The sequence below is a fragment of the Arthrobacter sp. ERGS1:01 genome (assembly GCF_001281315.1).
Classification (GTDB): domain Bacteria; phylum Actinomycetota; class Actinomycetes; order Actinomycetales; family Micrococcaceae; genus Specibacter.
In genome coordinates, this window is record NZ_CP012479.1 from 3,184,352 (window position 1) to 3,208,652 (window position 24,301).

A 24,301-nucleotide genomic window follows, 5' to 3' on the forward strand; every position below is an offset into this window, starting at 1 on the left:
GTGATTACGAGGCTGGCCTGTGCGTTGGATACATTCTAAAACGAAAGGGGCCGTTGCCCTATTCCCAGCGGGCCCGCGAGTGATACCTCACATCCGGGCCCGGCCGTTGCCCAGGGCTAGGGCGTGTCTCCTAAATGGTGGTGTGGTGGTGCGCAATGATTGAAGGGTGTCACGTACTTCTGTTTTGACTGATGGTCAGTGGGCCCGTATCCAGCCGTTACTCCCCTCGTCCTCCGGCCGTCGGGGTCGCCCCTTTCGGGATGACCGCAAGGTGGTCGAGGGCATCATTTACCGGTATCGGTGCGGGATCGCTTGGCGTGACGTGCCGACCGAGTTCGGTCCATGGCAGACGATCTGGAAACGCCACCGCCGCTACAGCGGGGACGGCACGTGGGACGGGATCTTGGCCCAGCTGCTCACTGCAGCCGATGCTGTGGGCCTGGTGGATTGGGCGGTCTCGGTCGATTCCACGGTCAACCGCGCCCATCAGCACGGCACCAATCTTCCCCGCCCCACAGGGGGACCCATCGAATTACATGAATCTGCTCGATGAGCCGGCCGACCATGCAATTGGCCGCTCCCGTGGCGGGCTGACTACGAAGATCCATGCCCTGGTCGATGGCAACGGCAGGCCCCTGGCGTTACTGGTTGCTCCCGGCCAGGGCGGGGACGCACCCATGTTTCCCCACCTGATGGACCATCTGAGTATCAACCGGGCCGGTCCGGGCAGGCCAAGAACCCGCCCGGACCGGGTACGCGCAGACAAGGCCTACTCCTCAAAAGCAATCCGGACCCACCTTCGAGATCGGGGCATCACGGCCGTCATCCCGCAACCATCCGATCAGATCGGGCACCGGAAACGCCGCGGCTCCTCCGGTGGCCGACCACCAGCATTCGACAAGGAAGACTACAAAGGCCGCAACGTCGTTGAGCGAAACTTCAACACCTTCAAACAATGGCGCGGACTGGCGACCCGTTACGACAAACTCGCCCTCACCTACCGAGGCGGAGCCGTCCTCCGCGCCCTCACCATCTGGCTGACCGCATTAGGAGACACGCCCTAGGCCCTCCACCCTTTTTGCGCGGTCAGCCGTTTGGCAAATTCGGCGGCCATTGTATTCCAGTAGGTCTTGCCCACATGGTTGTTGTCGATGTAGACATGCACGTTGCCGATCACGGCTCGACACACGCCGTCAGGGCAAATAAGGTCCGTCATGTCGACGGGGAAGAATTTCGCATTATCGGCGGCGAAGCCCTCCAGCGGCGAGACCGCGGGCATCACCTTGGACAGGGCCGGATTGCAGGCTGGTGCGTCGGCGCCATACCGGGAAATGCACGCGGGCACGCCCGCCTTGAAGCGGGGGTTGTCCCTGACGCCGATCACCTTGATGCCGGCGTCTGTGAACTGCCGGACCTTTTGCCCGTACCCCGGGGCGAGCGCCTCCTTGGGCGCGGACATCACGGAGACCGTTGCCATGGTGAAAACCCTGTCCGGCTTCATTGACAGCACGAAGTCGGTAGCCTCGTCGTTAAACTTCAGGCACGATTCGACAGCCTTGCCCGCCTCGGCGCCAAAGATGCAGCCGGGCCGCCAAAGCTTCACCACTTTCCAATGGTTTTCCATTGCCATGGCCCGGACGGCTCCGGAGATGTGGTGCGCGTGGGAACTGCCCACCACCATGACGGTTTCCGTCTCGGTGCCGTCAAGGACGCCGTCCTGGGTACAGTCCGCCCGCAATCGTTCCGTGGGCGGCACGGCGTCCCCGCTGCACTCCTCGGCGAAATCGGGCCGGTCGGATTCGATGCCGGCCAGTGTCGGCAACACGGCTGCACCGGGCGTGACCTTGTCCACGTAGCCGGTCATCATGGTCAGGGCGCCCGGATTGTCGGAGGGAACCTGCCGGCCGGCCGCGGAGGCTTCAGCCAGCAAGGTGCCCTGCCAGCCGGCCAGGGGTGCTGCGACGAGGGCGACGCTGACGGCAATCACCGTCACGGCCCGGCGTCGTTTCTTCTCGATCCACTTGTTGCGGCGCAGCGGGGTGTCAATCCACTTGGTGGCAAGGATTGCGGCAAGCAGGGAAACCACGATGATCGCAAGGCCGGCCTTGATGCCGGCATGGTCACGTCCGGAAACGATCAAGAAGATCACCAAAACGGGCCAGTGGAACAGGTACAGCGCATACGAACTATCGCCGAGTTTCACCAGCGGCTTCCAGCTCAGGAAACGGTCGGCGCCGGCGCTGCTCCCGGTATGGCCCGCGACGATCACGCAGGCCGCGGCGAGCGTTGGCCACAGTGCCATGTAGCCGGGGAACTGCTGCCCGACCTGCAGGATCAGGCCGCAGGAGAGCATCGCGGCGACACCCAGCCAGCCAAGGACGATCCGGGTGGTGCGCCCAAACTTCAGCAACGGAAGCACCAGCGCAAGCAGGGATCCCAGCGCAAATTCCCACAGCCGGGTCCGGGTGTCGAAGTAGGCGAAGGCCTGGTTGGTGTGGGTGGTGATGATGGAGAAGACCAGGGACACAACGAAGACGGTTCCGAACATGTACATCAGCAGCGGCCGCACCAACAGCTTGCCGCGGCGGGCAATGAGCGCGGCAGCCGCAAAGATCAACGGCCACAGGATGAAGATCTGCCCCTGGATGGACAGCGACCAGAAGTGCTGCAGCGGGCTGGCGAGGCTGTGGTCCTGGACGTAGTAGTCCACGGACTCGGCGGCCAGGAACCAGTTTTGGTAGTAGAACAACGACGCCCAGGTTTGGCCGAAGATGCTGTTCCAGCTGGTTTGGGGCAGGAACAGGAAGGTGGCCGCCAGAGTTGCCAGCAGCGTCACCGTGATCAGTGGCAGCAGACGCTTGAACAGGTGGGCCCAGTACTTGAAAAGTTCAAGGGACTTTCCGCTTTCAAGCCGGCGGGTGAACTGCCCCGTCAAAAGGAAGGCGGAGATCAGCAGGAAGATGTCCACGCCGCCGGAAATCCTGCCAAACCAGACGTGGTAGGCAACCACCATCAACACCGCCAAGGCGCGCAGGCCTTGCACCTCGGGCAGGAATTTGCGTGATTTCCCGGCCGTGCCGGCAGGCTGGGACGCGGCGGATCGCCGGCCCGGCACCCTTGGTGTGGCCAGTGTTTCAAGCGACATTCAATACACCCTCATAAATTGTTTGCACCGTTCCCCAACGGTCAGAAGTCCATTAACACGGTACCTGCTAGGTGCAAAACCCAAAATTTAAGTGAACAATGCCACCACTCGACACGGCCACCATGACGCAAAAAAGACGGCGTTTGCGGTTAAAGCCGGTGGTAGACCGGTGGCTTTAACCGCAAACGCCGTCTCATTTCACGACGGGGGTGTGCGTCAGTGCTGGTGTCCTGCTTCGTCGTCCTCGGCGGGCTTGTCCGTCACGAGCACCTCGGTGGTGAGCACCAGTGCTGCGATGGACGCTGCGTTGCGCAGGGCCGAACGGGTGACCTTGACCGGGTCGATGACGCCGGCCTGGATCAGGTTCTCGTACTCGCCGGAGGCGGCGTTGAAGCCGAAACCGTCGGTGAGTTCGCCAACCTTGTGCACCACGACGTAGCCGTCGTGGCCGGCGTTCTGGGCGATCCAGCGCAGCGGCTGGGCAACAGCCTTGCGGACCAGCTCGACGGCGGTTGCGGCGTCGCCGGTCAGGGCTGCCACGGTGGGGTCTTCGTCGAGGGCCTTGGCGGCCTGCACCAGGGCGGAACCGCCACCGGCAACAATGCCTTCTTCCAAAGCGGCACGCGTTGCGGACACGGCGTCCTCAATGCGGTGCTTCTTTTCCTTCAACTCGACCTCGGTGGCTGCGCCAACCTTGATCACGCCGATGCCGCCGGCCAGCTTGGCCAGGCGTTCCTGCAGCTTTTCCTTGTCCCATTCGGAGTCGGTGCGCTTGAGCTCGGCGTGCAGCTGGGCTACGCGATCCGCTACGTCCTCGGACGTGCCGGCACCGTCAACGATGGTGGTGTTGTCCTTGGTGACGGTGATACGGCGAGCCGTACCCAGCACCTCGAGGCCAACCTGGTCCAGGGACAGGCCGATCTCCGGGGAGACAACCTGTGCGCCGGTCAGGATCGCGATGTCCTGCAGCATGGCCTTGCGGCGGTCGCCGAAGCCCGGAGCCTTGACGGCAACTACGTTCAGCGTGCCGCGCAGGCGGTTGACGATCAGCGTGGACAGGGCCTCGCCGTCGACGTCCTCGGCGATGATGAACAGCGGCTTGTTGGCGGCCAGCGCCTTTTCCAGCAGCGGCAGGAATTCCTGCAGCGAGGAGATCTTGCCCTGGTTGATGAGGATGAGCGCATCTTCCATGACGGCTTCCTGGCGCTCAGCGTCGGTGACGAAGTGCGGGGACAGGTAGCCCTTGTCGAACTGCATGCCCTCGGTGAGGACCAGTTCGGTGGACGTCGTGGAGGACTCCTCGATGGTGATGACACCATCCTTGCCAACCTTGTCGAAGGCCTCGGCGAGCAGGTCGCCGATTTCCTGGCTCTGCGCGGAGATCGCGGCAACCTCTGCCACCTGTCCACCCTCGACCGGGCGGGCGTTCTCCAGCAGGCGGGCGGCAATGGCTTCAACGGAAACCTGGATGCCGCGCTTGAGCTCGCCGGGAGCGGCGCCTGCGGCTACGTTGCGCAGGCCTTCCTTGACGAGTGCCTGTGCCAGGACGGTGGCCGTGGTAGTGCCGTCGCCGGCAACATCGTTGGTCTTCGTGGCAACTTCCTTGGCCAGCTGTGCGCCAAGGTTTTCATACGGGTCTTCCAGCTCCACCTCGCGGGCGATCGTGACGCCGTCGTTGGTGATGGTGGGAGCGCCCCACTTCTTGTCCAGCACAACGTTGCGACCGCGCGGGCCGAGGGTCACCTTGACGGTGTCGGCGAGCTTGTCGATACCGGCCTCAAGGGCCTTCCGTGCGCTGTCATTGAATGCAAGCTGCTTAGCCATGCGTTTTGTCCTTTCACGCAAAGACCCCGCACCCTAATCCGTGATCTCGACTGGCTCGATCAGCATGATTGCCGGGCGCGGGGCTTTACAAACGTGGTTACTTTACGACGATGGCCAGCACGTCGCGGGCCGAGAGAACCAGCAGCTCTTCGCCGCCGGTCTTTACTTCGGTTCCACCGTACTTGGAGTAGATGACGACGTCGCCGACGGCAACATCGATCGGGACGCGGTTGCCGTTGTCGTCAACGCGGCCGGGGCCCACTGCCACAACTTCGCCCTCCTGGGGCTTTTCCTTGGCGGTGTCCGGGATGACCAGGCCGGAGGCGGTGGTCAGCTCTGCTTCGAGCTGGCGAACAACAATACGATCCTCAAGAGGCTTAATAGAGACCGACACTCGGACCTCTCCTTCACATGGGCAATTCTATGGACGACTGCGAACGAAAGGGCCATGACAGTGGATCCCAACCGTCGTCGCGGTGCCGGTGATGATCCCATGGCCAAAAGTTCTGCAAGTTAGCACCCTCGGGGTGAGAGTGCTAACCCTGACTCTATTGACTTGGTTAGCACTCGGTCAAGGCGAGTGCCAGCGAAAACCGTAAAAGTTCGACGCCGGCCGGCCCGGTTACGCTCTCGGCGCACCGCCGGGCGGCAACCCGCCGGAGAGTTTGTGGACGGGCAGCTGCGGCGGTGCAACGATGAAACCATGACGACCACCGCTGCGCCCGTGCAGGTGCGCGACTTGAGGAAGACATACGGCCGCGCCGCCGCCGTGGACGGCGTCAGCTTTGACATCGCGGACGGCGAGACCTTCGCCCTGCTGGGCCCCAACGGCGCCGGGAAAAGCACCACGATCGAGATCCTCGAGGGCTACCGGGACCGCAGCGGCGGCGACGCCCTGGTGCTCGGCGTCGACCCGCAGCACGGAGGGGTGGCCTGGAAGGCCCAGCTGGGGATCGTGCTCCAATCGACGGGCGAAAGCGGCAATGTGAGCGTGCTGGAGCAGTTGAACCACTTTGCCGGTTACTACCCCAAACCGCGCAAGGTGGGCGAGGTCCTGGAGTCCGTGGGCCTGTCCGGGCAGGCTAAGACGAGGATCGGCCGGCTTTCCGGCGGGCAGCGGCGGCGCCTGGATGTGGCGCTGGGCATCATCGGCCGGCCCAGGCTGCTGTTCCTGGATGAACCAACCACGGGCTTCGACCCCGAGGCGCGGCACCAGTTTTGGGATTTGGTGGAGACCCTCAAGACCGAGGGCACCACAATCCTGCTGACCACCCACTACCTTGACGAGGCGGCCGCCCTGGCCGACCGTGCGGGCGTGATCGTGGGCGGCAAACTCGTGGACATCGGCCCGATCGGCGAGATTGGCGGGGCGAAGGCAAAGGTGCCGTTGGTGCGGTGGCGTCAGGACGGCGTCGTCCGGTCAGAGCGCACCATGGAGCCCACGGCGCTGGCCGCCCGGCTCCATGCCGAGGCGGGCGGTGAGGTGGACGGGCTGGAAATCACCCGGCCCAGCCTGGAGGCCATCTATCTTGACCTGGTGGCGAGCCACGGCGGCATCCCGGTAGACATGGAGGAACCGGCATGAGGACGCTGCAACTGGGTGGCTCACGGATCGGCTATGAACTGCGCACGTATTTCCGCCAGGGCGACTCCGTGTTCTTCACGTTCCTGTTCCCGATCCTGATGCTGTCCGTGTTTGCCGTGGCCTTCAGCACCAGCGGACCCATCGGTGCATTGCCCGACGGCAGCGGCGGGATCTCCTTCGCCGCCTTCTACGTGCCCGGCATGGTGGCCGCCGGCATGCTGCTCAGTGGCGTGCAGAACCTGGGCGTGGACATCGCCGGCGAGAAGGGCGACGGCACGCTCAAACGGCTCGGCGGCACACCGCTGCCCGTGTTCTCGTACTTCATGGGCAAGATCGGCATGGTGCTGGTCAGCTCGGTGCTGCAAGTGACCCTGCTGCTGCTGGTGGCCCGTTTCGCCTTTGACGTGGCACTGCCCGCCGACCCCGGCAAGTGGTTCACGTTTGCGTGGGTTTTCCTCTTTGGCGTGGTCACCAGCTGCGTCCTGGGCATTGCGCTCTCCGCACTCCCCCGCACCGGCAAGAGCGCCACGGCCGTGGTGATCCCGATTGTCCTGTTGCTCCAATTCATCTCCGGCGTCTACCTGAACTTCTCCCAACTGCCGGGATGGTTGCAGAACTTTGCCAGCATTTTCCCGCTGAAGTGGATGGCGCAGGGGATGCGCAGCGTGTTCCTGCCTGAGAGGTTTGAAGTGATGGAACCGAGCGGCGCCTGGAATCTTGGCCTGGTGGCGCTGGTCATGGGCCTCTGGCTGGTGGTGGGCCTGGTGCTGTGCAAGGTCACGTTCCGCTGGATCCGCAAGGACAGCTGAGGGTGCTGCGCGGCCATTAAGCTGGTTCCATGGCCACTGATGCAATTTCCCCCCTCCTGACCGTTGCCGGCTGGGAGCTTTTGTCCACGCTGGGCCCTTATAAGGAAGCCGACTCGCTCAAGCTCAACGAGTCCCTCCGCAAGGCCGGCCATCCCCCCGAACTGGTGGCCGCCGCTCTCACCCAGGCCCGGCTGCGAGCCAAGGCCGAGGCCAAGTTTGGCGAGTTTGCCAGCCACATGCTGTTCACGGCGGCCGGGCTTGAACAGGCCACCCGGTTGAGCATTGCCGCCCTGCACGCGCAGCGGTTCACGACGGCGTTCATCACCTCCGTGGCGGACCTTGGCTGCGGGCTTGGCGCCGATTCGCTCGCCATGGCCAGCCTGGACATCAACGTCACCGCCGTTGAAATGGATGAGCTGACGGCTGCCTGCACCACCGTGAACCTGATGCCCTTCCCGCATGCGAAGGTGGTGTGCGGACGGGCCGAGGACACCGACCTCACCGGGATCGAGGGCGTATGGCTCGACCCGGCCCGGCGCACCACCAACACCTCCGGCACCACCCGGCTCTTTGACCCCGAGGCGTTCTCCCCGCCACTGTCCTTTGCCGAAAAGCTGGCCGACGACGGCCTGGCCGTGGGCGTCAAAATGGGCCCCGGCATCCCCCACGAGGCCGTGCCGGACACCGCCGAGGCCCAATGGATCTCCGTCAACGGCGACGTCGTGGAAGCCGGACTCTACTTCAACGCCCTGGCCCGTCCCGGCGTGCGCCGCGCCGCACTCGTCATCGGCCAGCACGGCATGGCGGAGCTGACGAGCACCGTCCCCTACGACGCCGCCAACCAGGACGTGGAAACGGGCCCCGTCTCCGGCTACCTGTACGAGCCCGACGGCGCGGTGATCCGGGCGGGGCTCGTGGCGGACCTGGCCCGCAGCATGGGGGCCCACCTGGTGGATCCGCACATCGCCTACCTGTGCGCAGAGGAGCCCGTCGACACCCCGTTTGCGCGGGCGTACAAGATTTTGGAGGTCAAGCCCTTCAACGTCAAGGCCCTGAAGAGCTGGGTCAAGGCGAACCGGATCGGCGTGCTGGACATCAAGAAGCGTGGCATCTCCACGACTCCGGAGGAATTGCGCCGCCAGCTGCTCACCGGCTCCGGCAAGGGCCCCAACAAGGCCACGCTGGTGCTGACAAGGGTCGGCGAGGAACGGCTCGCAATCGTCGTTGAGCCGTTTGGCCCCGTGGACGGACCGCGCGGGCTCTAAGGTAGCCGAGCCTGGGCCCACGCGCCCGAGGGGCCCCGCCTGCGGCTCGCTCTTGCGAGCCGCAGGCGGGGAGGGCGTGGGGACTAGGACCGGGAGAACTCCGAGGCCTCGCGCACCAGTTCGGGGCTTGGGCGAACGCCCGTGTACAGCACGAACTGTTCCTCGGCCTGGATCGCGATGACCTCGGCGCCCGTGATGACGGGGATTCCGGCGGCGCGGGCGGCCTTGATCAGCGGGGTCTCGGAGGGAAGCGCGACGACGTCGAACACGGTCCGCGCGGCAGCCACCTGGGCGTCGGTGAAGGACTGGACGTCCTGTTGGGAGCCGGCCATGCCCAGCGGCGTGACGTTGATCAGGAGGTCCGCCGTTTCCTGCCCGGCGTCCGGCAGCCAGCTGAATCCGTACAGTTCCGCCAGTGCCCGGCCGGCTTCCTCGTTGCGCGCCACCACCGTCACCTTGGTGTGTCCGGCGTCGCGCAGGGCGGCGGCGACGGCCTTGGCCATGCCCCCGGATCCGCGCAACAAAACGTTATAGGCGGACGGGACGGCATGGTGTTGCAGGAGCCCGGCGATGGCCAGGTAGTCGGTGTTGTAGGCGGTGAGGACGCCGTCGTCGTTCACGATCGTGTTGACCGATTCGATGGCGGCGGCGGAGGCGTCCATGACGTCCACCAGCCCAATGACGGCTTCCTTGTACGGCATGGACACGGCGGCCCCGCGGATCCCCAGGCCCCTGATGCCGGCCACGGCTTGGGCCAGGTCCACCGGCGCGAACGCCTTGTAGACAAAGTTCAGCCCCAGGGCGTCGTAAAGGTAGTTGTGGAAGCGCGTGCCAATGTTGCTGGGCCGGGCCGCCAGGGAAATGCAGAGCGTCATGTCTTTGTTCAAAATGGGCACTCCCCCATTCTGCCGCACCGCTGTCCACTACAATCAAGGTGCGTCTGGCGTGTTTTCCCATGTGCAATCCAAGTAAGTTCCATCGACCAGGAGGGATCCTTTAGTGAAGATCGACTTTGCGAAATCTGAACAGTCCACCCTTGGCCTGGAGTGGGAAATCGCCCTCGTCGACTCCGCCACGGGCGAATTGACCGCCGGGGCAAACGACATCCTCGCCAAGGTTTCCGCCGACCACCCCGAGGTCATGAACGACGGCGAGCACCCCCACATCAAGGGCGAGATGCTGCTGAACACGGTAGAGCTGGTGACCGGCATCTGCCACACCGTCGCCGAAGGCACCGAGGACCTGCGCCGGAACCTGAACATTGTCCGCGAGGCCGCCCACCCGCTGGGGCTGGACCTGCTCAGCGCCGGCACCCACCCGTTCAGCAACCCGCGCACGCAGGAAGTCACCAACAAGGAGCGGTACTCCAAGCTGGTCGACCGAACCCAGTGGTGGGGCAGCCAGATGCTCATCTACGGCGTCCACGTCCATGTGGGCCTGGACCACGTCTCCAAGGCCATGCCCGTACTGGACGGCCTGGTCAACTACTTCCCGCACTTCCAGGCCTTGAGCGCATCGTCGCCGTTCTGGAACGGCGAGGACACCGGCTACGCCTCACAGCGGGCCCTGATGTTCCAGCAACTTCCCACCGCGGGCCTGCCGTTCCAGTTCCCCACCTGGGACGCCTACGAGTCCTATGTGCAGGACATGTTCACCACCGGGGTCATCGACACCACGAGTGAAATCCGCTGGGACATCCGCCCCGTGGCGGGCCTGGGCACCGTGGAAATGCGGATCTGCGACGGCATGTCCACGCTGGAGGAAATCGGCGCCATCGCGGCCCTGACTCAGTGCCTCGTGGAGGACTTCTCCACCACCCTGAACGACGGCGGCACCATCCCCACCATGCCGCCCTGGCACGTCCAGGAAAACAAGTGGCGGGCCGCCCGGTACGGCATGGACGCCATCATCATCCTCGACGCCGCCGGCAAGGAACAGCTCGTCACCGAACACCTGGTGGAGCTGCTGAACAAGCTCGAACCCGTCGCCGCCCGCCTGGGCTGCGCGGACGAACTCGCCAGCGTGGAGTCAATCGTCGCCAAGGGCGCCAGCTACCAGCGCCAGCGCCGCGTGGCCGCCGCCCACTCCGGCGACCTGCGCGCCGTGGTCCGTGAACTCGTGGCGGAGATGGCCACCAACTAGACGCGGTATCACCTTTGGCGGCCAAACCGACGACGCGGTATCACCTTTGGCGCACTTTTCGCCAACGCTTGCCCACTCGCGCCGTCTGCCGGATTAGGTGCGGAACGGCGTCGAATCACCAGTTCGGCCCCCACACCAATGGTGTGGGGGCCGAAGTCATCAGAAGTGCGGTACCGACTAGAGGTGCAACACGGTCTGCCCCAGGGCCGCCGCGGCGATGAACGAGGCGCTGTAGGTGATGAGGGCGACCACCACGACCTTCCAACTCAGCGACTTCAATGCCGGGATGTCCCGCCCAATGGTCAGCCCGATGAGTCCCAGCGTGGGCACGCCCAGCAGGATCACGTTCAGGTTGCCGGTCCAGGAGGCCAGCAGCGCCGACGTCGGCAGGAACGGTGCGGAGAGGATCGTGGCGATGCCCAGCACCCAGACGCTTGACGGGACGGACGGCACCCACCGGGAAAGCCTGAAGGACAGCGCCGTCAGCAACAGCAGGACCAGGACACCCAGGACGTCGGTGAACGTGAACGTCTTGGTGCCAAGAATATTCATGAGAAGGCCGCTCACACCCACCACCCCGTAGGCCAGGAAGGCGTAGCGGGGAGTCAGCTTCACTTTCGGGTCCAGCGCGATGTCGGGCACGTCCGCGTCGGATTCACTGCCCTTCACGGCGCTGCCCTGCGCTGCACCATTGCGGGCGACGACGGCGCGGCCAACCCGGCGGCCGTCGTCGTCCCTGCCGAACAGCCGGCTCCAGAAGACGAAGAGCTTGCGGCACACGGGCAGTGAGAGGAACACGCCGGCGTAGAAGCCAACAATGTTGGTGACCAGGTTGGAAAGGGCGGCCAGGGCCATGATTTCCTGGGCCTGGGACGGGTAGAGCAGGGCCAGCGCACCGGCGCCACCGAGCATCATCGAGGCCGAGCCAAGGCCCAGCCCCAGGGCAAGCGCCCGGGGATCGAAGATGGACAAGCCACCCAGGAAGCCGGCCAGCAGGGAGATGAACACGGCGCCGAACAGGCTCCCGAGCAGCCAGACGGAGAACACGCCGCGGTATTCCGGGGAGCGGACGCCGAAGCGTTGGATGGCGTAGGCCAGGAACGATTCACGGTCGATGGACCAGGCGGCCCCGACGGCGACCCGGCCAAGACCCAGGGCCACCGCGACCGGAAGCGCGATGATCACGGTGCCGAAGATGTGGCCTACCTCCTGCAGGGCCACGGCCGGGCCAATGCCGCCCAACTGGACCAGGGTGGGGCCGATCTGGGTGCCGAGCCGGGCCAGGAAGACGATGATGCCGATCTCCAGCAGGACCGTGGCCACGCCGCGGGCCGCGGGCGTGATGGGCCGCCACCGCTGGGTGCCAATGACCCCGCCAATGACAACCGCCCAAATGATGGGCAGCAGCACCACGGCGGCCGGGCCAAGCTGGAACTTCACGGTGCCAATGAGCACCGCGACGATGGAGAGCGCCACCGAAAGTCCGATGACCACACCCCAGTGCCGGCCGGTGATCGGGGATGCGGCTGCGCCGCGTTGTGAAATGCGGGTTGTGTTGGACATCAGACTCACCTTCAGGTCAATTTTGTATACCAAGATCAAGATACACATCCGGAGTTGCGATGTAAATCACTTGGTGAAACCTAAAAAAGACCGATTTCTTCGTGTTCTTTTGATCTTTGCGCCAAAGCCCCTCGCTGCGGGCTGTTCATTTGGAATACCAAATGGGAGTATTGTCGTAGCAAAGTTCCGGAGCTTGCAGCTGTCCGCCCGTCTCCGCACGCCGCTCGTTCGAGAATTACCCCAAGGAGCACCGCATGACCCTGATCCTCTCCAACTCCGATCTCGCCGCCCTGGTTGACATGAAGGCGACGATTGCCGCCGTCGAGCTGGCTTTCGGTGACATTGCCCGCGGCACGGCCCACCAGCCCGCCCCGACCTCGCTGCACCTGCCGGGCTCGGATGCGCGGTTCCTGCCCATGACGGCACTCGCCGACTCCCAGCAGCTGGCTGCCGTGAAGATGCTCGCCGACATTCCGGCCAACCGCGACGCCGGCCTGCCCACCCAGCGCTCGACCATCATGCTCGCCTCGCAGCTGACGGGCGAGACCCTCGCGATCCTGGACGGGCGCGTGCCCACCCGGGTCCGCACCGCCGCAGCCAGCGCCGTGGCCACCAAGCACCTGGCCCGCCCGGACAGCCGGGTGTTGGGACTGGTGGGTGGCGGCGCCCTCGCCGTCGAGCACGTCGACGCCATCCTGGCCGTGCTGCCCATTGAGGAGATCGTCGTGTGGTCCCGCACAACGACGACCACCGACACGTTCCGCGCGCGGGTTGCCCGTCATGGACTGCCCGTGACGGTGGCCGGCACCGCGGAAGAGGTCTTTGCCACCGCGGATGTGGCCTGCACCCTGACCCCCGCCATTGAACCCGTGGTGGAGGGGCGATGGTTCCGCCCCGGCCAGCACATTAACGCCGTCGGCTCGCGCCCGCGCCCGGAACACCGCGAGATTGACTCCTGGGGAATGACGCGCAGCCGGGTCATCGTAGACAGCCTGGCCACGGCCGCGGAGAAATCCGGCGACCTGCTCATTCCGATCCGGGAAGGCGCCCTGTCCCTGGAGGATGTGGTGGCCGAACTCGGCCAGGTGGTGGCCGGCCACCAAACGGGGCGGCGCAATGCGGCGGACATCACCTTGTTCAACTCCGTAGGCATCGGCCTACTGGACCTCGCCATCGGCCGCCTGCTCTACGATTTGGCACTCGAACGCGGCATGGGCCTCGCGGTGGATCTAAGCGCCTGAGCCGCCGCACCCAGCCACGCTACTGGCCGGACCACTGGCCGACCCCTGGCCGAACCCTTGACGGACCGGCAGATTTGCCGCCGGGATGCGAGAGTACAGACAGACGTGGGTGCGCTAGCTATAGTTTTGGTATACCAAAATGACGCACCCTCGTAGCCAAGCCACCTCAAAGTCCAAATTGCCCGGATTTGGCATACAAAAGCAGTCAACTTTTCGAAAGGTCCCACCTTGTCTTCAACCTTCATTCGCCAGGTCCGCCCGTGGGGCGGAAAGCTCAGCGACGTCACCGTCACGGACGGGCGCATCAGCTCGGTTGAGCCCCACAACCCGGCAGCTGCCGGAACCGGCACCGTCGTCGAGGGTGCGGGCCGGCTGCTGCTTCCCTCCTTCTCCGACGTCCACGTGCACCTCGACTCCAACCGCCTGGGCCTGCCGTTTCGGGAGCACACTGGCGGTCCCGGCGTCTGGGGCATGATGATGAACGACCGCAACAACTGGCGGACGGCCGAGACGAGCATCGGCGAGCGCACCGACACGGCGCTGCGCATGATGATCGAGCGCGGCACCACCCGCGTTCGCAGCTTCGCCCAGGTCGACGTCGACTGCGGCCTGGAGAAATTCGACGCCGTCGCTGCCGCCCGCGAGACCCACAAGGACCGCGCGGACGTGAAGATCATCGCGTTCCCGCAGGCCGGCCTGTTGTTGGAGGACGGCAGCGCGGCCCTCATGGAGGAGGCCCTGAAGAACGGCGCCGACGTCATGGGCGGCATCGACCCCTGCTCCCTGGACAAGGACCCCGTCCGCCACCTGGACATCGTGTTCGGCCTGGCCGAGAAGTACCAGGTGCCGATCGACATCCACCTGCACGAACCCGGCGAGCTGGGGCATTTCAGTGCCGCGCTGATTGCCGAGCGGACCCGCGCGCTGGGCATGCAGGGAAACGTCACCATCTCCCACGGCTACCCGCTCTGGGGCGTCAGCGAGGCCCACACGCGCCAGCTCATCGAGACGTGGGCGGAACTGGACATCTCGACGGCGACGGTTGCCCCGGCCGGCCGCTTCCAGCTGCCCCTGGCCGAACTGGCCAAGGCCGGCGTGCGCGTGGGCCTCGGCGAGGACGGCCAACGCGACTACTGGTCCCCCTACGGCAACGCCGACATGCTGGACCGAACCTGGCAGCTGGCTTTTGCCAACGGCTTCCGCTTCGACGACTTGATCGAACACGCGCTGGCCGTGGCCACCGTGGGCGGCGCGTCCATCCTGGACCGCGCCATCCCCCGGTTGGCCTCCGAACTCGACCGCCCGGGTACCGCGGTGGGGGATCCGGCCGATTTCGTGATCGTGTCCGGCGATTCAGTCAGCGCCGCCGTCATGGACCGCCCCGCGGACCGCACCGTCATCCACGCGGGCCGCGTCGTGGCCGAGAACCTGCAGCTGGTCTGACCCAACGCCGCAGCTAGACCACGGCTGCAGCCGCCCCATCCAAAGGAGATACCGTCATGCGCACCCAACTCACCGCCAGCCACGTCCTGGGCCACCGGGACGGCGGCCACGTGCTCTTCCGCAACGCCGCCGTGGTCTACGAGGATGACGTGATCATCCATGTGGGGCACGGCTACGCGGGGCCGGTGGACCGGCACGTTGACCTCGGCAACGCGCTCCTGACCCCCGGGTTCATCGACCTGGATGCGCTGACGGACATCGACCACCTCCTGCTGGATTCCTGGCACGGTGCCGAGGACGCCAAGGGCCTGACGTGGTCGGCGGAGTACTTTGCCCGGGCCCGGCGTGACGTGTTCACCACGGAGGAGCGCCAAACCATCCGCCGCTACGCCCTGGTGCAGCTGGCACTGCACGGCATCACCACCTACATGCCCATTGCCTCCGAGGTGCACAGCGCGTGGGCCGAGGACTCCGCGGAGCTGGCGGGGATGGCGCAAACGTCACGGGAGCTAGGCCTGCGCGGGTACCTGGGGCCGGCCTACCGCTCCGGAGTCAACGTGGTAACCGACGACGGCGAGCGCACCGTTCTGTTCGAACCTGCCCTGGGCGAGGCCGGACTCCAGGACGCCCTGGCCTTCCTCGACTGGGTGGAGGAACTGGCCGACCCGCTCGTGAACGGGGTGCTGCTGCCCTGCCGGATCGAAACGCTGACGCCCGAGTTGCTGGCGGACACCGCCGAGGCCTCCAGCGAGCGTGGAGTTCTGGTGCGCCTGCACAGCCTCCAGGGCGTCTTTGAACGCAACTTCCTGGCCGAGCGGCACGGCGCCACCCCGCTGGAGATGATTGCCGCGGCCGGACTGCTCAACGACAGGCTGCTCATCCCCCACGGCATCCTCACCGACCGGCACCACGCCGTCCACGGCGAGGACCGCGGGGACCTGGCCACGTTGGCCGGGGCGGGCGTGAGCATCATCCACTGCCCGCAGACCTCATTCCGCTACGGCCAGGTCATCGATTCCTTCAGCAGCTACAAGAAGGCGGGGATCACCATGGCCCTGGGCACTGATTCCTTCCCACCGGACCTGGTCCGCGGCATGGACGCCGGGGTGCATTTGGCCAAGCTTGCCGACGGCCGCGCGGACGCCGCACCGGCGTCGGACTACCTCGACGCCGCGACCCTGGGCGGGGCGGCAGCGCTCAAGCGTCCCGACCTGGGCCGCCTGGAACCGAGGGCGCAGGCCGACATGGTGGCCTTCAGCCTTGACGACTTCCGCGATGGCGTCAGTGACGATCCGGTGCGCACCCTGCTGCTCAACGGCACGGCCCGCAACGCCTTCCACTCAGTTGTGGCCGGGCGCACCGTTATGGCGGGCGGCGCCATTCCCGGCGTCGACCTCGAGTCCCTGGGCCGGGCCGCCGAGGAGATCTTCGCCAAGATGCGCGATGCCTACGGCGAGCGCGACTTCCAGGGCCGTCCGGCGTCCGTGCTGTTCCCGCCCAGCTACCCGGCGGCGGACTGAACTGCCCGTACACTGGGGGCTGTCGGGCAGTCCGGCAGGCGAGCGCAGTGAAGGACGAAGCATGGAGCAGCTAGCACCGGAGGGCGACACCAGGCTGTCCCTGGCGGAGCAGACGTACGCGCGGATCAGCGAGAAGATCATCGACGGGCACTACCCGCCGGGGCACCGCCTGCGGGAACGCGAAATCTCCGAAGACCTGGCGGTCTCCCGCATCCCCATCCGCGAGGCGTTGCCCCAGCTCGAGGCGGACGGCTTCATCGCCATCTTCCCGCGCCGCGGCGCCGTAGTGCGCGCCTTCACGCTCAACGATGTCGGCGAGCTGTTCGACGTCAGGCTGAACCTGGAGGTCTTTGCCGCCCGCAAGGCCGCCGAACACGTTGCCAACGGGGGCTCGTCCACGCGGCTCGCAGAGCTCATGGCCGCGGCGGAAAACGCCACGGCCGCCAGCGACTACCCCGCCATCACCGAGTTCAACTCCGCAATCCATGCCGAGATCATCGCCATGAGCGGCAACAGCCTGCTGGAGACGACCATGCGCCCCGTCCTGGGCCGGCTCCGGCGCCTGTTCGCCCTCACCAGCGAACGCGACCCGCAGGCCCAATACCGGGAGCACATCGCCCTGTGCGAGGCGATCCATGCCGGCAAGCCTGACCTGGCCGCCGCGCTGGCCTACTCACACATCGAGCTTGGCCGCGAGCCGTCCCTGGCGGAACTGGCCAAGGTGCTCCCGGCGGACAGCTAGCGCCAAAGCTTGCCGCGGGGCTGTTATTGCCATCCGCCCGTGGCGGGCCGCGGGCGGATCACCACAACAGCCCCCGGGCTCGGGCGGGATGTCCGGAACGACGTCGGATCACCACGCCGGCCCCCGCAGACGCCGGCCTGCCCCGCGCGCACCCCCTGCCCACCCCTCGTCCCCAATTCTTAGTGAATTCTTAGATCCCGTGCGGAACAGTGGAAGAAAGGCCTTCGGGCCGCTTCCCGTCCCGCCACGATTCGGAGAATTCCTTGACCCGTTTGCCCGCCAGCAGGCACGCCGCCGCCGAAACGCCCGGCCCCGAGCGCCCGTCCCCCGAACACGCCTCCGCACCCGCCTGGCCGTGCTGCCGCAACCCCGGTTCTGGGGCCTGTGGGTGGTGCTGTTGTCCGCGGCCGTGCTGACGGTCGGCTTCGTCGCCATCGATGTACCCGGCTTCAGCCCCCGTGAGTTCACGGTCGACCAGGACCTCAGCCGCCACCACGACGGCGTCCTCAACGCGCTCGCGATGACCCTGAACTACGTGTTTTCCCCGGCCGGCGGGATTGTGATGATCGCCATCATCTGCGTTTACCTGCTGGTCGTGCGAAAATCCCCGGTGAACGCGTTTGCGTTCGGCGGGGTGGCCGCGGCCGGCTGGCTGTCCAGCCAGTTCTTCAAGGTCATCGTTGAACGCCCGCGCCCCAACCCGGCCCTGCTGGTCGATCCGCTGGCACCCGAAACCGGGTCCAACAGCTTCCCCAGCGGGCACGTGGCACTGGCCGTCGGGCTCGCCTGGGCGTTCTTCTTCCTGGCCCGCAACACCCGCTGGGCGTCGCTGGCGGTCATCGCCGGCATCGCCGTGCCCGTGATTGTGGCCGGCTCCCGCCTCTACATCGGCGTGCACTACCCCAGTGATGTTGCGGCCTCCTTCCTGGCCGCAACCGCCGCCGTGCTCCTTTTTGCCGGCCTGTGGAACCACTACCAGGGGAGGATCCTGCCCCGCATACCGCTGATTTACCGCTTTGGCCCCGTCCCCACACCCTCCCCTGCGCCCGCCAAAAAGCGGATCGCCTCCTGATGGGAACCCACTCCATGCACCTGCTCGCAGCCGTCCTGCCGCACTCCATCACCGGAATCCTCGACCCCGCAGCACTCCTGCAGGGGCTGGGACCGGCCACGCTCGGCGTCGTCGCGCTGATCATCTTCATCGAATCCGGCGTCCTGTTCCCGTTCCTGCCCGGCGATTCCCTGCTGTTCACGGCCGGGCTGCTGCACCAGCAACTGCACCTGGCCCTGCCCGTGCTCATCGGCGTAGTCACCCTGGCCGCCATCGCCGGCGACCAGGTGGGGTACATGCTCGGGCGCAAGTTTGGCCGGCGCTGGTTCAAGGACGACGCCCGCATCCTCAAGACCGCCTACCTGGAGCGGACCGAGGAGTTCTTCGCCAAACAGGGCGGAAAGGCCATAGTGCTGGCCCGTTTTGTGCCCGTCGTGCGCACCTTCGCACCCCTGGTGGCCGGCATCGCCCGCTACAACTACAAGAAATTCACGCTCTGGAACGTTGCCGGGGCCCTGGGCTGGGCGACGTCGGTGGTCCTGATGGGCACCTGGCTGGGGCACTTCGACGTCATCGCGAAGAACATCGACGTCATCGCCATCCTCATGGTCCTGGTCTCGGTGCTGCCCGGGGTGATCGGCATGCTCAAATCCCGGCGCATCTCCCGCCGCGCACCGAACGAAACGGCGCGCGAGGCGGCTGCTGACACGACACCGCCCGCGGAGCGGGACAATGGGGTACATGCGCAACTCTGAGCTGCCACGGCTCCTGCTGGTGGAAGACGATCCCGTCCTGGGCGGGCTGATTGCCCAGCTCCTGGCCGACGATTACGACGTCGAACTGGCCGCAGACGGCCAAAAGGGCCTGCACCTGGGCCTGACCGGCGAGTGGGACGTCCTGGTGGTTGACCGCGGCCTGCCCGTCATGGACGGTTTGGAGCTGGTCGCGGCGCTGCGCCGGCACGGTGTCCCGACGCCCGCGTTGATCCTCACGGCCCTTGGCACCACGGCCGAGAAGATCGAGGGGCTCGACGCCGGCGCCAACGACTACATGACGAAACCGTTCGACGCCGGCGAACTGCGCGCCCGGCTGCGGGCCATCACCCGCAGCTTTGACCCCGCCCCCGCCGAGCTCACCATTGGCGAGTGGGTGCTGGACCCGGCCAGCCGGCTGCTGCGCTCCTCGTATGGCGGGCAGGTATCGCTCACGGCCAAGGAAAGCGAACTTTTGGCCATGCTGGCCGGCGAACCGGACCGGGTATTCACCCGCCCCGAGCTCGTCGAGGCCCTGTTCCACCCGCAGGACGGCCCAGGCGTCATCGACACCTATGTGCACTACCTCCGCCGCAAGGTGGCAAAAACCGTAATCCGCACCGTCCACGGCGCCGGCTACCAGATCGGGGATGCCTCATGACGTGGCGGAACACCCCTTCCCCCGCCCCCGACGCGGACTCGGTGCAACTGCGCCGGGCCGCCCTGACCGTGGGTGTGCGGATCACCGTCGCCTGCGCCGTCATGGTGCTTGCCGTGATCGTGGCCGCGGCCATCTACATGCTGTACCTCTCGCACCATCCCGACGTGTCGTCGTCGGACCCGGCCTCGCCGCGGGTCTACGTGGAGTCCAACGACATGCTCAAGGCCATGGCGGTGGCCGGCCTGGCCGGGATCCTGGCCGCCGGCGCCATCGGCTGGCTCAGCGCCCGCAACGCCATCCGTCCGCTGGGCCGCGCGCTGGCGTTGCAACGCCGTTTTGTCCAGGACGCCAGCCATGAGCTGCGCACGCCGCTGACCATCCTCGACGCCCGGGTCCAGCTGGCCCAGCACAGGGTGTCCCCCGGAACGGATGCCGCGGCGTTGCTGGCGCAGATCCGCCAGGACACCGAAGCGCTGTCCGCCACGGTCCAGGAGCTTTTGCTCGCGGCCACCGGCGGCGCCGACGCCGTCCCCGCCGAGCTCGTGGACGTCAGCCAGGTGGTGGACGCCGTCACGGCCGGCCTGCAGGACCTGGCCGGCAACCGCGGCGTGAGCCTGTCCACCGCGCACGACGCCGCCCCGCCGGTCATGATCCAGGCCAACAGTTTGCGCCGGGCCGTGCTGGGCCTGGTGGACAATGCGCTCAACCACACTCCCGAGGGCGGCCGGATCACGGTCACGACGGCCGCGCGCGGCGGGGAGGCAGTCATTGCGGTGGCCGATACCGGCACCGGAATCTCGGGCATTGACAGGGGTCGGGTCTTTGACAGGTTCGCCCGGACCACGGAGCCCGCCGCCGGTGGCCGGCGCAGTTACGGACTGGGCTTGGCGCTGGTCCGGGAAATCGCCGTCGCGGCCGGCGGGAGCATTGAAATCCGCTCCACCGGACCGGACGGCACCGTCATGGAACTTACGCTGCCCGCGGCAACGATTCGTTGAGCGGCCGGCCGGAACTCGAGCGGCGGCTCGGCACCACCGACGCCGTCGTCATTGGCCTGGGGTCCATGATCGGGGCCGGCGTGTTTGCGGCCTTCACCCCGGCCGCACAGGCCGCGGGTTCGGGCCTGCTGCTGGGCCTGGTCCTTGCCGCCGCCGTGGCCTACGCCAACGCGACGTCGTCGGCCCAGTTGGCTGCCGCCTACCCCACCTCCGGCGGGACCTACCTTTACGGGCGCGAGCGGCTGGGCCCGTGGCCGGGATTCCTGGCGGGGTGGGGATTCGTGGTGGGCAAGACGGCCAGCAGCGCCGCCATGGCCATGACCTTTGCCGCGTACGCCGCCCCGCCGGGCTGGGAACGCCCCGTGGCGATCCTGGCCGTTGTGTTGCTTGTGGCCGTGAACTACCGCGGCATCAGCCGGACCGCAGCGCTGGCCCGGATCATTGTCACCGCGGTGCTGCTGGCCCTCACCGTGGCGGTGGCGGCGGTCTGGACAGGTGGCGCCGAGACCGGCGGCGCGGGGATTTTCGGTACCGGGATTTTCAGTACGGGGATTTTCGATGCCGGGAGCGCCGGGCTGCTGCAACACGGCTGGTACGGGATCCTGCAGTCGGCGGGGTTGTTGTTCTTCGCCTTTGCCGGCTACGCGCGCCTTGCCACACTCGGGGAGGAAGTGGCCAACCCCCGCCGGACCATCCCGCGGGCCATCGTGGTCGCGTTGACGCTGGTGGTGGCCATTTACGCCGTCGTGGCCGTGACCATCCTGGCCGCCCTGGGCCCGGACGGCGTGGCGGGAACTCCTGCACCGCTGGCCGCCGCGGTGGCCGCCGGTTCCTGGGGCTGGGCCGTGCCGGTGGTCCGCGTCGGGGCCGCGCTGGCCTCCCTGGGTGCCCTGCTGGCGCTCGTGGCGGGGCTGGGCCGGACGTCGCTGGCCATGGCGCGGGAATCGGACCTCCCGCATTGGTTTGCCGCCATCCACCCGCGGTTCAAGGTGCCGCACCGGGCCGAACTGGCGCTCGGGGCGGCCATCTGTCTGATCATCGCCTTTGCCGATCTGCGCGGCGCCGTGGGCTTTTCCTCCTTCGGCGTCCTGGTCTATTACCTTGTGGCCAACCTGGCCGCGTTCACCCAGGCCGGTCCCGACCGCCGCTACCCGCGTGCCCTGCAACTGGCGGGCGCGGCCGGCTGCCTGGTCCTGGCAGCCACACTGCCGGCGTCGGCCGTGGTGGCGGGCGTTGCCATGTTCGGCGTAGGCGTGGCCTACCGCTGGTTGCGGCTCCGTCGGGCTTCCCGCGGCTGACGAATCCAAGAGTCCGCGAGGCCATTGCTTAATGCGTTAGTGAGGACTAACGTATTGAACGTGCCCGACCTTCTCGAAACCGCAGCCGAACCGAACAGGCGCCGCCTGTTGCAGCTGCTGGGACGTGGAGAGCGGAGCGTTAGTGAATTGGCGGAGAACTTTCCGGTCAGCCGGTCCGCGATCTCCCAGCACCTGCTGTTGCTGGCCGACGTCGGACTGGTCAGGGCCAGGAAGGACGGCCGGCGGCGGTACTACAGCCTCGACCCGCAGGGAATGTCCCAACTGCGGGAGTCGCTGGAGATGTTTTGGACAACCGAACTGGACCAACTCGCGGCGGACGCCGCCGCACTGGCCCGAAAAAACCACCCACAGGAGAATTCCGATGACCATTGAGCAATCCGTCTTCATCCCGGTCGACCCGGACACCGCATTTGCCCTCATCACCGAGCCCGAGCGCCTGCGCCGCTGGCAGACCGTGGCCGCCCGCGTGGACCTCCGGGTTGGCGGGGACTACCGCTGGACCATCACACCCGGGCATTCGGCCGCCGGCACGTTCACCGAGATCGAACCCGGCAAGAGGGTCGTCTTCACCTGGGGCTGGGAGGGTCCGGAGGCGGATGCCTCCACGGTCACCATCACCCTTGAACCGGGCGACGGCGGCACCACGGTGCGCCTGGTCCACGAGGGCCTGGGCGACGAGGCCGCCGCGGGCCACACCGAGGGGTGGATCCACTTCCTGGGCCGCCTGGTGGCCCTGGCCACCACGGGCGACGCCGGTCCCGACGACTGGGCCGCAGCCCCGGATCCGATCAACGAACTCATCAGCGCCGAGGCCACCCTGGCCATTGCCCAACGCACCCTGGCGGGTCTCACTGAATCGGACATGGACCTGCAAACCCCCTGCGCGGACTTCACGGTGGCCGCCCTGGTGGAGCACCTCGTGGGCTCGGTTATGGGAATCGGCAAGGCGCTCGGCGTCGAGCTGAGCGACGACGCCAGCGCTTCCCCGGAGGTCCGGGTGGCCAATGCGGCGGCCCCAACCCTGGAGGCGTTCAATGCCCGCGGCCTGGACGGCACCATCGACATGGGCTTCGCCGTCCTGCCGGCCGGCACGGTCGCCAACATCCTGAACATCGAATTCCTGGTCCACGCCTGGGACTTCGCCACCGCCACGGGGCGGCCCCTGGACGTTGCGCCGATGCTGTCCGACTATGTGCTGGGCCTGGCCCGGAACACGATCGCCCCCAGCATGCGCGGCCACAGCTTCGCCGAGGAAACCCTGGTCGAGGAATCGGCCGAGAGCCTGGACCGGCTCGTGGCGTTCACCGGGCGCCAACCTGCCAACGCCTAAACACGAATACGGAGAGGAGGCCATCGTGGTCGATGTCCAGACCGAAATTCACATTCGGGTCCCGCGTGCGGATGTTGCCGGCTACGCGTCCAATCCGGACAATGCCCCGCAGTGGTACCAAAACATCGACTCGGCCCGGTGGCTGAGCGAACCGCCGCTGCGGATTGGTTCACAACTGGCATTCAGCGCCCGCTTCCTGGGCCGGACACTGGACTACAGCTACGAATTCACCGAACTCGTGCCGCAGGAAAAGCTCGTGATGCGCACCAGCCAGGGCCCGTTCCCCATGCAAACCACGTACACGTGGTCCGACGCCGGAGACGGCACCCTCATGACCCTGCGCAACAACGGCGAACCCCGGGGGTTCTCCGCTGTTGCCTCGGTCCTCATGGCCCCCATGATGCGCCGGGCCATGCGCAAGGATTTGGCGAAGTTGAAGGAAATCCTTGAATCCGGGCTGCCCTAAAGCTAACCGGCGCAGCCACTCTCCGGGCGCGCTCCCGGACAGTACGTTCAATGCAGCACATTCCGTTCGCGGCCACAGAAGGCACAACGGAATTGATGAAGGGAATCATCATGAGCAAGTTCATCTACATCTACAACGGCCCGGCCACCCCCATGGACCAGTTCACCGAGGAGCAGTCGGCCGAGGTGACGGCTGCTTGGGGCGCCTGGATGGGCAAGGTCGGCACGGCAATGGTCGACGGCGGCGCACCCTTTGGCGCCCGCGCGGCAGTCTCCGACGATGGGTCGGCAGCCGCGCCCAGTGAACTGCAGGGCTACACGATCGTCGAAGCGGCGGACCTCGACGCCGCCAAGGCCCTGGCCGACGGCCTGCCGTTCATGTCCGAAGGCAAGGGGCGCTTCACCCTGGAAATCTTCGAACTCATCGACATGGGCATGTAGCCCAC

Annotated in this window: 23 protein-coding genes; 18 read left to right on the forward strand and 5 right to left on the reverse strand. The window is 66.6% G+C overall.

What is annotated here, in order from left to right; translation table 11 throughout:
• Positions 1-166: 166 nt before the first annotated feature.
• Positions 167-1,064, forward strand: a protein-coding gene (locus tag AL755_RS23000; protein WP_107503784.1) for an IS5 family transposase whose coding sequence is annotated in 2 segments (ribosomal slippage) — positions 167-523 and positions 525-1,064 — 897 coding nt in all. Because the reading frame shifts where the segments join, the coding sequence is not laid out codon by codon here.
• Here AL755_RS23000 and AL755_RS18365 read toward each other — a convergent pair.
• The 3 genes from AL755_RS18365 to groES form a co-directional block, all read right to left on the reverse strand.
• Complete coding sequence (locus AL755_RS18365; RefSeq protein ID WP_054012239.1) at positions 1,061-3,145, reverse strand: acyltransferase family protein; 2,085 nt, start codon at positions 3,143-3,145, stop codon at positions 1,061-1,063. The two genes, AL755_RS23000 and AL755_RS18365, sit on opposite strands and share 4 nt — an antisense overlap.
• Positions 3,146-3,361: 216 nt before the next feature.
• Complete coding sequence (gene groL, locus AL755_RS18370) at positions 3,362-4,969, reverse strand: chaperonin GroEL (protein ID WP_054012240.1); 1,608 nt, start codon at positions 4,967-4,969, stop codon at positions 3,362-3,364.
• A gap of 97 nt (positions 4,970-5,066) precedes the next feature.
• The gene (gene groES, locus AL755_RS18375; protein WP_038464523.1) at positions 5,067-5,363 is read right to left on the reverse strand and encodes a co-chaperone GroES; all 297 of its coding nucleotides are present in this window, start codon (positions 5,361-5,363) and stop codon (positions 5,067-5,069) included.
• 309 nt (positions 5,364-5,672) lie between these two features.
• On the opposite strand from groES, the gene AL755_RS18380 reads away from it, so the two are divergent.
• Genes AL755_RS18380 through AL755_RS18390 form a run of 3 tightly spaced genes read left to right on the forward strand, consistent with a single transcriptional unit; the run spans position 5,673 to position 8,628 of the window.
• The gene (locus tag AL755_RS18380; RefSeq protein WP_054012241.1) at positions 5,673-6,554 is read left to right on the forward strand and encodes an ABC transporter ATP-binding protein; all 882 of its coding nucleotides are present in this window, start codon (positions 5,673-5,675) and stop codon (positions 6,552-6,554) included.
• Positions 6,551-7,363 (forward strand): ABC transporter permease, encoded by an 813-nt coding sequence (locus AL755_RS18385; RefSeq protein ID WP_054012242.1) that lies wholly within the window; start codon positions 6,551-6,553, stop codon positions 7,361-7,363. The genes AL755_RS18380 and AL755_RS18385 overlap by 4 nt, the downstream gene beginning before the upstream one ends.
• Before the next feature lie 29 nt (positions 7,364-7,392).
• A complete protein-coding gene (locus AL755_RS18390; protein WP_054012243.1) occupies positions 7,393-8,628 on the forward strand; it encodes a class I SAM-dependent methyltransferase in 1,236 nt (411 codons plus the stop codon).
• An 83-nt stretch (positions 8,629-8,711) separates the two neighbouring features.
• Here the strand turns inward: AL755_RS18390 and AL755_RS18395 are convergent, their stop codons facing one another.
• Positions 8,712-9,524 carry a shikimate 5-dehydrogenase gene (locus AL755_RS18395; RefSeq protein ID WP_082369409.1) on the reverse strand — a complete coding sequence of 271 codons (813 nt, stop codon included), beginning with the start codon at positions 9,522-9,524 and terminating at the stop codon, positions 8,712-8,714.
• A 103-nt stretch (positions 9,525-9,627) separates the two neighbouring features.
• On the opposite strand from AL755_RS18395, the gene AL755_RS18400 reads away from it, so the two are divergent.
• Positions 9,628-10,770, forward strand: coding sequence for a glutamate--cysteine ligase (locus tag AL755_RS18400; RefSeq protein ID WP_054012245.1), 1,143 nt, complete (start codon positions 9,628-9,630; stop codon positions 10,768-10,770).
• 177 nt (positions 10,771-10,947) lie between these two features.
• On the opposite strand, the gene AL755_RS18405 is transcribed toward AL755_RS18400, so the two are convergent.
• Complete coding sequence (locus AL755_RS18405) at positions 10,948-12,333, reverse strand: DUF3100 domain-containing protein (protein WP_107503952.1); 1,386 nt, start codon at positions 12,331-12,333, stop codon at positions 10,948-10,950.
• A 254-nt stretch (positions 12,334-12,587) separates the two neighbouring features.
• On the opposite strand from AL755_RS18405, the gene AL755_RS18410 reads away from it, so the two are divergent.
• From AL755_RS18410 to AL755_RS18470, 13 genes are all read left to right on the forward strand, one after another.
• Entirely contained in the window at positions 12,588-13,574 is a 987-nt protein-coding gene (locus AL755_RS18410) for an ornithine cyclodeaminase family protein (RefSeq protein ID WP_054012246.1), read from the forward strand.
• A 228-nt stretch (positions 13,575-13,802) separates the two neighbouring features.
• A complete protein-coding gene (locus AL755_RS18415; RefSeq protein WP_054012247.1) occupies positions 13,803-15,017 on the forward strand; it encodes an amidohydrolase in 1,215 nt (404 codons plus the stop codon).
• Between the two features lie 56 nt (positions 15,018-15,073).
• The gene (locus tag AL755_RS18420) at positions 15,074-16,537 is read left to right on the forward strand and encodes a chlorohydrolase family protein (RefSeq protein ID WP_054012248.1); all 1,464 of its coding nucleotides are present in this window, start codon (positions 15,074-15,076) and stop codon (positions 16,535-16,537) included.
• A 61-nt stretch (positions 16,538-16,598) separates the two neighbouring features.
• A complete protein-coding gene (locus AL755_RS18425) occupies positions 16,599-17,279 on the forward strand; it encodes a GntR family transcriptional regulator (RefSeq protein ID WP_054012249.1) in 681 nt (226 codons plus the stop codon).
• A 355-nt stretch (positions 17,280-17,634) separates the two neighbouring features.
• Entirely contained in the window at positions 17,635-18,351 is a 717-nt protein-coding gene (locus AL755_RS18430) for a phosphatase PAP2 family protein (RefSeq protein WP_237762545.1), read from the forward strand.
• Complete coding sequence (locus tag AL755_RS18435) at positions 18,351-19,085, forward strand: VTT domain-containing protein (protein WP_202813535.1); 735 nt, start codon at positions 18,351-18,353, stop codon at positions 19,083-19,085. Before AL755_RS18430 ends, AL755_RS18435 begins: the two co-directional genes overlap by 1 nt.
• Positions 19,072-19,743, forward strand: coding sequence for a response regulator transcription factor (locus AL755_RS18440; RefSeq protein ID WP_054012250.1), 672 nt, complete (start codon positions 19,072-19,074; stop codon positions 19,741-19,743). Before AL755_RS18435 ends, AL755_RS18440 begins: the two co-directional genes overlap by 14 nt.
• Entirely contained in the window at positions 19,740-20,741 is a 1,002-nt protein-coding gene (locus tag AL755_RS18445) for a sensor histidine kinase (RefSeq protein WP_054012251.1), read from the forward strand. Before AL755_RS18440 ends, AL755_RS18445 begins: the two co-directional genes overlap by 4 nt.
• Positions 20,738-22,039, forward strand: a complete 1,302-nt coding sequence (locus AL755_RS18450; RefSeq protein WP_054012252.1) for an APC family permease — start codon at positions 20,738-20,740, stop codon at positions 22,037-22,039. The genes AL755_RS18445 and AL755_RS18450 overlap by 4 nt, the downstream gene beginning before the upstream one ends.
• A 60-nt stretch (positions 22,040-22,099) precedes the next feature.
• A complete protein-coding gene (locus tag AL755_RS18455) occupies positions 22,100-22,432 on the forward strand; it encodes an ArsR/SmtB family transcription factor (protein WP_082369623.1) in 333 nt (110 codons plus the stop codon).
• Complete coding sequence (locus tag AL755_RS18460) at positions 22,422-23,390, forward strand: TIGR03086 family metal-binding protein (RefSeq protein WP_054012254.1); 969 nt, start codon at positions 22,422-22,424, stop codon at positions 23,388-23,390. Before AL755_RS18455 ends, AL755_RS18460 begins: the two co-directional genes overlap by 11 nt.
• A 25-nt stretch (positions 23,391-23,415) precedes the next feature.
• Positions 23,416-23,856 (forward strand): SRPBCC family protein, encoded by a 441-nt coding sequence (locus AL755_RS18465; protein ID WP_202813536.1) that lies wholly within the window; start codon positions 23,416-23,418, stop codon positions 23,854-23,856.
• A gap of 110 nt (positions 23,857-23,966) precedes the next feature.
• Positions 23,967-24,296, forward strand: coding sequence for a YciI family protein (locus AL755_RS18470; protein WP_160318930.1), 330 nt, complete (start codon positions 23,967-23,969; stop codon positions 24,294-24,296).
• The last annotated feature ends 5 nt before the right edge of the window (positions 24,297-24,301 follow it).

Bases quoted from the DNA above. Each gene is read 5' to 3' on its own strand.
- AL755_RS18365 (WP_054012239.1), bottom strand. From the start codon at position 3,145: ATGTCGCTTGAAACACTGGCCACACCAAGGGTGCCGGGCCGGCGATCC.
- groL (WP_054012240.1), bottom strand. From the start codon at position 4,969: ATGGCTAAGCAGCTTGCATTCAATGACAGCGCACGGAAGGCCCTTGAG.
- AL755_RS18380 (WP_054012241.1), top strand. From the start codon at position 5,673: ATGACGACCACCGCTGCGCCCGTGCAGGTGCGCGACTTGAGGAAGACA.
- AL755_RS18385 (WP_054012242.1), top strand. From the start codon at position 6,551: ATGAGGACGCTGCAACTGGGTGGCTCACGGATCGGCTATGAACTGCGC.
- AL755_RS18390 (WP_054012243.1), top strand. From the start codon at position 7,393: ATGGCCACTGATGCAATTTCCCCCCTCCTGACCGTTGCCGGCTGGGAG.
- AL755_RS18405 (WP_107503952.1), bottom strand. From the start codon at position 12,333: ATGTCCAACACAACCCGCATTTCACAACGCGGCGCAGCCGCATCCCCG.
- AL755_RS18410 (WP_054012246.1), top strand. From the start codon at position 12,588: ATGACCCTGATCCTCTCCAACTCCGATCTCGCCGCCCTGGTTGACATG.
- AL755_RS18420 (WP_054012248.1), top strand. From the start codon at position 15,074: ATGCGCACCCAACTCACCGCCAGCCACGTCCTGGGCCACCGGGACGGC.
- AL755_RS18425 (WP_054012249.1), top strand. From the start codon at position 16,599: ATGGAGCAGCTAGCACCGGAGGGCGACACCAGGCTGTCCCTGGCGGAG.
- AL755_RS18435 (WP_202813535.1), top strand. From the start codon at position 18,351: ATGGGAACCCACTCCATGCACCTGCTCGCAGCCGTCCTGCCGCACTCC.
- AL755_RS18440 (WP_054012250.1), top strand. From the start codon at position 19,072: ATGCGCAACTCTGAGCTGCCACGGCTCCTGCTGGTGGAAGACGATCCC.
- AL755_RS18445 (WP_054012251.1), top strand. From the start codon at position 19,740: ATGACGTGGCGGAACACCCCTTCCCCCGCCCCCGACGCGGACTCGGTG.
- AL755_RS18460 (WP_054012254.1), top strand. From the start codon at position 22,422: ATGACCATTGAGCAATCCGTCTTCATCCCGGTCGACCCGGACACCGCA.
- AL755_RS18470 (WP_160318930.1), top strand. From the start codon at position 23,967: ATGAGCAAGTTCATCTACATCTACAACGGCCCGGCCACCCCCATGGAC.